Source organism: Consotaella salsifontis, from assembly GCF_900167365.1.
GTDB lineage: Bacteria > Pseudomonadota > Alphaproteobacteria > Rhizobiales > Rhizobiaceae > Consotaella > Consotaella salsifontis.
This window is the reverse complement of sequence record NZ_FUXL01000020.1, coordinates 83,699-89,861: the sequence shown is the minus strand read 5'-3', so window position 1 is coordinate 89,861 and position 6,163 is coordinate 83,699. Positions and strand designations below refer to the sequence as shown.

Below are 6,163 nucleotides of genomic sequence, written 5' to 3'. Positions count from 1 at the left end.
GGACCGGTCAACGGCGAGCGCTTCCGGCTCTACGTCGAGCAGGTGCTGGTGCCGACGCTGAAGCCCGGCGATATCGTCATCATGGACAATCTCGGCAGCCACAAGGGCAAGGCGGTGCGCCGGGCGATCCGCGCCGCCGGCGCCAAGCTCTTGTTCCTGCCCAAATACTCCCCCGACCTCAATCCCATCGAGCAGCTCTTCGCCAAGCTGAAGCACCTGCTGCGCAAAGCCGGCCAGCGCACCAGAGACGCCGTCTGCTCCGCCATCGGCCAGATCCTCTCCACCATCTCCGCCGACGAATGCAGCAACTACCTCGTCAACTCAGGATATGGACGATCCTAATCTCATCCCGCTCTAGGAGGAACCTCCAATCATTTCCGCACCGACTGGCTCGTCGCCGTCGGCGGATGGGACAGCCACAACGTGACCGAAGACGCCGATCTCGGAATGCGGCTGTGCCGGCGCGGCGCCCGTGTTGGCGTTATCTCCGCGCCGACGCGGGAGGAGGCGCCAGTGCGGTGGCGCGACTGGCGCAACCAACGCACCCGTTGGATGAAGGGATGGATGCAGACTTGGCTGGTCCATATGCGCCAGCCGGTTCGTCTTTGCCGGGAGCTGGGGCTCTCCCGCTTTCTCTGCTTTCAGGTGCTCTTCTTCGGAATGATCGCCTCGACGATTGCCCAGCCATTCTTCTTCGGCTTCCTTGCCTGGACCATCTGGTCGATCATCCAGGGAGGCGCACCATCTCCGTTCGCGGCCTTCCTCTTTGCCACGGACACGTTCAACATCATCTTCGGAATCGCCGCCTTCGCCGTTCTGGCGCTGAGACATCTCGATGACGAAGAACGCCGGGTGCTGCCACGGCACCTCTGGTGGATTCATGCCTACTGGCTGCTGATCAGCCTCGCCTCACTTCGCGCGCTCGGTCAGCTCTTTCGAACGCCGCACCATTGGGAAAAGACGCCCCACGGCGTGGAGGCGCAAGCCGCGCCGACCAGGGAGGAGGAAGCAGCAGACACGTTCAAGCCGATGGCGGGACGTTCTGCCCGCATGCCCGCCTGAAGCGGCGGACCGTTTCCGCCATGCCGAACTCCAGCGCATCGGCTGTGAGGCCATGACCGATGGAGACTTCCGCAAGATCCGGAATGCGCGCAATCAGCGCCGGCAGATTGGCAACGGTCAGGTCGTGCCCGGCGTTGATCGCAAGCCCCGCCGCCCGCGCCGCATTGCCCGCAGCCTCGAGCTTGTCGAGCTCCTGCGCCGCAGCTGCCGGATCGTCGAAGGTGCCGCCGTAGGGGCCGGTATAGAACTCGACGCGGTCGGCGCCGATGGCGGCGGCGATGTTCAGCCCTGCCGGGTCCGGATCGGCGAAGAGCGAGACGCGAGCGCCTTTCGCTTGCAACCTTGCAACGACATCGGCCAGAAAATCACGGTGGACGGCGAAGTCCCACCCGTGATCAGAGGTCGGCTGAGCGGGATCATCGGGAACGAGAGTGACCTGATCCGGCCGAGCCCCGGCGGCGAGCGCCAGAAACTCCTCGCTCGGATAGCCCTCGATGTTGAACTCCGCGCGCGGAAACTCCGCGTGGAGAAGCGAGCGGATTTCTCCAAGGTCGGAGAACCGGATATGGCGCTGGTCGGGCCTTGGATGAACAGTCAGGCCGTGGGCGCCGGCCTGAAGGGCAATCCGCCCGAGAGCGGTCACGCTCGGCCATGGCAGGTCGCGCCGGTTGCGCAACAGCGCCACCGCGTTGAGATTGACGGAGAGCTCGACAACCATCTTCCTGGCCCTTCCCTGACAAGTTAATTCGCGACAGTGGCGCCCGGCCTGTCTTGACCTACCGAACGACCGTCAGCCGGTCGGCTGCGCGCGTTACGGCGGTATACAGCCAGCGCTCCCGCATGTCCTTGAACGCCCAGCTCTCGTCGAAGAGCATGACATTGCTCCACTGCGAACCCTGCGCCTTGTGAACGGTTAGCGCATAGCCGTAATCGAAGTCGTCGAAACGCTTCTTGGTCGACCACGGGACCTCGGTATCGGGGTCCTCGAAGGCCGCCTTCAGCAGACGAACCTTGGCGGCGCCCTGGTCGATATCGTCGTCGTCCGGCCTGACGATGAGGTTGATGCCCGGCTTCACCGTTTCGCGCGACGCCGTCATCACCTGCCAGAGCGATCCGTTGAGCAGGCCCTTGGCCGGATCGTTGCGCAGGCAGACCAGCTTGTCCCCCGACTGCGGCAGCGCGCCCTGGAATCCCTTCAGCTCGCGCAGCCGGGCATTGTAGCGCCGCCGGGTGCGGTTCGTGCCGACCAGCACCTGGTCGGCGGCGAGGACCTCCGCCTGATCAACCTGGCCGCGCGAGATGACCTTGGCCTCACCGTAGTCGCCGTAGCGCAGCGTTTCCCCTTCGCGCACCTGTGCCGCCAGATCGACGATGGGATTGTCCCGCGCCTGGCGATGAATCTCGGTCAGAAGACAATCCGGCTCGGCCTCGGTGAAGTAGCCGCCGCCGGAAACCGGCGGCAGCTGGCCCGGATCGCCCAGAACGAGGATCGGTGTGCCGAAGCTCATCAGGTCGCGGCCCAGGGCCTCGTCCACCATCGAGCACTCGTCGACCACGACGAGAGCGGCCTTGGCGACTGGGCTCTGGCGATTGAGCGAGAAGGTCGGCGCCACCCGCGTCGCGCCGCTCGTCTCGTCCTCGACGGTTTCCTCGCCGCGTGGCCGATAGATCAGCGAATGGAGGGTGCGCGCGTTCTTCGCGCCTCGCGTGCGCAGCACCTGCGCCGCCTTGCCCGTGAACGCGGCGAACTGCACGGAGCCGTCCAACCCCTCGGCAAAGTGGCGCGCCAGCGTCGTCTTGCCGGTGCCGGCATAGCCGAACAGGCGAAAGATCGGCTGGTCGTCCCGCTTCAGCCAGGCTGAGACAGCCTTCAGGGCCTCGTCCTGTTGAGCCGAAAACTTCACCCGGTTCGTCGCTCCTTGTTGTCCGCCGACTCAAAGCGGCCGACACAGATCGGGATTGCCACGTCCGCTTCGCCTTTGCCAGCCGCGAAGCCCTACCGCAGCATCGGCCAGATCGAGAGAAGCAGCAGGGCGCCCATCACGAAGTTGAACATCTGGAGCCGGTTGGGGCTGCTGAGAAAACGCCGGACTCCGACGCCGAAGGCAGTCCATGTCGTCACCGAGAGAACGCCGACGGTGGTGAAGATCGCCACCACCAGGAGAACGGACGACACCGGCTGAACCGGATTGGTGTAGATCGCCATCGCCACCAGCGCGGAGGCGACGCCCTTGGGATTGACCCATTGGAAGACGGCCGCCTCCCAGCTCGTCAACGGACGAGCCATGGCCTTGCCCTCCGCCATCGCGCGGGAAAAAGCGATCTTCCAGGCGAGATAGGCCATGTAGATCGCAGAAACCACCTTGAGACCAACCGAAATCGCCGGGACGGCCTGAACCAGGGCGCCCAGGCCGAAGCCCACCGCCACCTGAACAACGGCGAAGCCACCGACGACGCCCGCCATGTGAGGCACGGTGCGCTGGAAACCGAAATTGACCCCGGACGTCATCAGCATGACGTTGTTCGGTCCGGGTGTGATCGAGGCCGCGAACGCGAAAAGCAGCGCCGCGAGGAAGACGTCCGTTGTCATCCCCATTGTTTCCTTCAGAGAGTGGGCGACGCGCCAGACGCTTGTCCCGGCGGGACCGCGCCGGCGCCGACTGCCTACATGCCTTCCTTGCCGCGGGTCAGCGCCGCGACCCCGGTGCGGCAGAGCTCGACGAGCCCGAGCGGCGCCATGATCGCGATGAACTGGTCCACCTTCGACACGCGCCCGGTGATCTGGAAGACGAAATGTTCTGTGTTGGCGTCGATCACCTCGGCCTTGAAGGCATCGGCGAGACGTAGGGCCTCCAGACGCTGTTCGCCAATTCCCTGGACCTTGATCAGCGCGAGTTCGCGCTCGATCGGGCCATCATGGCCGCGCTCTCGCGCGGCGGTGGTAAGGTCCACCACGCGATGGACGGGGACGATCCGCGCGAGCTGGCTCTTGATCTGCTCCAGGACGTGGGGGGTCCCGCTGGTAACGACGGTGATGCGCGAAAGGTGCTTTTCGTGCTCGGTTTCCGTGACCGTGAGGCTCTCGATATTGTAGCCGCGGCCCGAGAACAGGCCGATGACGCGGGCAAGCACGCCCGGCTCGTTGTCGACGAGAACAGCGAGCGTGCGGCGCTCGTTCTGTTCCTTCTCTTCCGTGATGAAATAGGCTGATGCCGGAGGCTGAAGCGCGGTGTTCATGGAACTTCCCTTCAGAAGTGCTGTGACCAATCGGGGGAGGAAGGGCGCCTAGACCAGCGCCCTGCCCTTTTCGCCGATGGCATTGGCCACGGCTTCGTCTGTCGCCTCGTCCGGCAGCAGCATGTCGTTATGCGCCTTACCCGAGGGAATCATCGGGAAGCAGTTCGCAAGATTGGCAACACGGCAATCGAAAATCACCGGCTTGTCCACCGCGATCATCTCTGCGATCGCATCGTCCAGCTCGCCCGGCTTCTCCGCGCGAATGCCGACGCCGCCATACGCCTCCGCGAGTTTCACGAAATCCGGCATGGCCTCGCAATAGGAGTGAGACAGGCGATTGCCGTGGAGCAGCTGCTGCCACTGGCGCACCATGCCCATGTACTGGTTGTTGAGGATGAAGATCTTGATCGGCGCGTTGTGCTGCACCGCTGCCGATATCTCCTGCATCGTCATCAGAACCGAGGCATCGCCCGCAATGTCGATGACCAAGGCCTCGGGATGGGCAATCTGGACGCCGAGCGCCGCCGGCAGGCCATAGCCCATGGTGCCGAGACCGCCGGAGGTCATCCAGCGGTTCGGCTGCTCGAAGCCGAAGAACTGGGCGGCCCACATCTGATGCTGGCCGACCTCGGTGGTGATGTAGGTGTCGCGGTCCTTGGTCAGGGCATGCAGACGCTGGATCGCATATTGCGGCATGATAACGTTGTCGTTCGGTCGGTAAGCAAGGCAGTCGCGCGCCCGCCACGTCTCGATCGTCCGCCACCACTCCGACAGTGCGGAGCGATCCATCTGCTTCGTCTGCTCGCGCCACAGGCGAACCATCTCGCCGAGAACCTGAGCGACGTCGCCGATGATCGGCAGGTCGACATGCACCGTCTTGTTGATGGATGAGGGATCGATATCGATGTGGATCTTCTTCGAACCCGGCGAGAATGCGTCGAGCCGTCCCGTGATCCGGTCGTCGAAGCGCGCGCCGATGCACAGCATGACGTCGCACTGGTGCATTGCCATGTTGGCCTCGTAGGTTCCGTGCATGCCCAGCATTCCGAGCCAGGCCTTGCCGGAGGCGGGATAGGAGCCGAGCCCCATCAGCGTCGAGGTGATGGGCGTGCGGGTGAGTTCAACCAACTCGCGCAACAAGCGGCTCGCCTCTGGACCCGAATTCACCACGCCGCCGCCGGAATAGATGATCGGCCGCTTGGCGGAGGCCAACAGCTCGATCGCCGCCTGAATCCGCCCGATGTCGGCCGAGACCTTCGGCTGATAGCTCTTGTGCTGCTCCACCGGCGCGGGCGGCGTGTAGGTCCCTGTCGAGAATTGGATGTCCTTCGGGATATCGACGACGACGGGGCCAGGCCGGCCAGAGGTCGCGACATAGAAGGCCTCGTGCAGGATGCGCGGCAGATCGTTGATCGACTTCACCAGCCAGTTGTGCTTGGTGCAGGGCCGCGTGATGCCGACCGTATCGGCCTCCTGAAACGCATCCGTGCCGATCAGCGTCGTCGGGACCTGGCCGGAGATGCAGACCAGCGGGATCGAATCCATGAGGGCGTCCTGCAGCGGCGTCACCGCGTTTGTCGCGCCCGGCCCGGACGTGACCAGCATAACCCCCGGCTTTCCGGTGGACCGTGCATAACCTTCGGCCGCGTGGCCCGCCCCCTGTTCGTGTCGCACGAGGATATGGCGGATGTCGTCCTGCTGGAAAAGCGCGTCATAGATCGGCAGCACGGCGCCGCCGGGATAGCCGAAAATGTCCGTGACGCCGTGGTCCTTCAATGCCCGGACCACCATTTCGGCGCCGGTCATCTGTTCTGCGGGCTGGGTTGGGCTGGTGTCCATGACGGGGTTCCGATCTGCTTCCTCT

At 64.5% G+C, this 6,163-nt stretch carries 6 protein-coding genes and 1 pseudogene; 2 read left to right on the top strand and 5 right to left on the bottom strand.

The window, feature by feature from the left end:
* Both B5D38_RS20095 and B5D38_RS20090 read left to right on the top strand, forming a co-directional pair.
* A partial coding sequence (locus tag B5D38_RS20095) for a transposase (RefSeq protein WP_131829957.1) occupies window positions 1-342 on the top strand: 342 nt, incomplete at its 5' end.
* A 45-nt stretch (window positions 343-387) separates the two neighbouring features.
* Window positions 388-1,062 (top strand): annotated as a pseudogene (locus B5D38_RS20090) (glycosyltransferase family 2 protein); the annotation flags it as partial.
* Here the strand turns inward: B5D38_RS20090 and B5D38_RS20085 are convergent.
* The 5 genes from B5D38_RS20085 to B5D38_RS20065 form a co-directional block, all read right to left on the bottom strand.
* Window positions 1,022-1,780 carry a pyridoxine 5'-phosphate synthase gene (locus B5D38_RS20085; protein ID WP_078710237.1) on the bottom strand — a complete coding sequence of 253 codons (759 nt, stop codon included), beginning with the start codon at window positions 1,778-1,780 and terminating at the stop codon, window positions 1,022-1,024. The pseudogene B5D38_RS20090 and the gene B5D38_RS20085 sit on opposite strands and share 41 nt — an antisense overlap.
* Window positions 1,781-1,838: 58 nt before the next feature.
* Entirely contained in the window at window positions 1,839-2,966 is a 1,128-nt protein-coding gene (locus B5D38_RS20080; RefSeq protein WP_078710236.1) for an ATP-dependent DNA helicase, read from the bottom strand.
* A 92-nt stretch (window positions 2,967-3,058) separates the two neighbouring features.
* The gene (locus B5D38_RS20075) at window positions 3,059-3,652 is read right to left on the bottom strand and encodes a LysE family translocator (RefSeq protein WP_078710235.1); all 594 of its coding nucleotides are present in this window, start codon (window positions 3,650-3,652) and stop codon (window positions 3,059-3,061) included.
* Window positions 3,653-3,726: 74 nt separating this feature from the next.
* Window positions 3,727-4,299 (bottom strand): acetolactate synthase small subunit, encoded by a 573-nt coding sequence (ilvN, locus tag B5D38_RS20070; protein ID WP_078710234.1) that lies wholly within the window; start codon window positions 4,297-4,299, stop codon window positions 3,727-3,729.
* A gap of 48 nt (window positions 4,300-4,347) precedes the next feature.
* Window positions 4,348-6,138, bottom strand: a complete 1,791-nt coding sequence (locus tag B5D38_RS20065; RefSeq protein WP_116002869.1) for an acetolactate synthase 3 large subunit — start codon at window positions 6,136-6,138, stop codon at window positions 4,348-4,350.
* Between the last annotated feature and the right edge of the window lie 25 nt (window positions 6,139-6,163).